We start from the raw sequence: 750 nt of genomic DNA, 5'->3' as shown, positions 1-750 counted from the left end.
AGTCAAGTCTTGGCTTTCTGTCCAGCCAGTAAAATGATAAGGCACTTTGGCCTCAAAAGTAAATTGATCTTCAAAAACCATAAGCCCCGTTCCTGCAAAATCTTGATAATCGGGATTATCTCTATTAGTTATTGTAGGCGTTTCATAGACAAGTTCACTTTCAGCTGATGAAAACTCTTGACCAATTTTCAGTGTTTTTAAATCGATTGAACTCGTAAAATCGACTCGAAAAGGATTTCCACTTTCCGAAATGTATTTTATACGCACGGTTTGGGTGCCACTTTTTAGAATATAATCGTTTATAGAAAATAAAGCAGCATCGTTATCGCTATTATAATATTTTTTAAAAGGGATGTCGTTAATATAAATTTCCATAGCTTCAAAATGAGAACGACTACTACTTAAATAATAAGCATAACCATCATTTTTTTTATATGTAATAATAGTATTTGGTATGTCTTTAAATTTTTTCTCATTAGGGCCCATATGTTGTTTGGCTTGAGACTGGCATGCCAAGTTTAGAACACTAATAAAAATGAATACGGTATATTTTAAGTAGGGCATTTTGTTATTAAGAGTTAACGTATAGGGACTAATGTACTTGAGTCTTTAGGTTTATGGAATAATATACGTATATCAGAAATTCCTTCAAATTTTTTCCCTGTTCGTTTATTTGTAAATACTGCTTCAAAGCGCATTGGAGATTCTCCTTTATCTGTTGTACTTTCCAAAGTAACTATTTTCCCCTGA

The 750-nt window shown here is 32.4% G+C and carries 1 protein-coding gene; it reads right to left on the bottom strand.

The features are described 5' to 3' along the window. The coding region (locus A8C32_RS04025) for a hypothetical protein (RefSeq protein WP_131798804.1) at nt 1-564 on the bottom strand (564 nt) is incomplete at its 3' end. Between the last annotated feature and the right edge of the window lie 186 nt (nt 565-750).

The organism is Flavivirga aquatica, assembly GCF_001747085.1.
In the GTDB taxonomy this organism is placed as follows: domain Bacteria; phylum Bacteroidota; class Bacteroidia; order Flavobacteriales; family Flavobacteriaceae; genus Algibacter_C; species Algibacter_C aquatica.
Note: the sequence above shows the minus strand (reverse complement) of the source record. Positions and strands in the feature narration are given on the sequence as shown.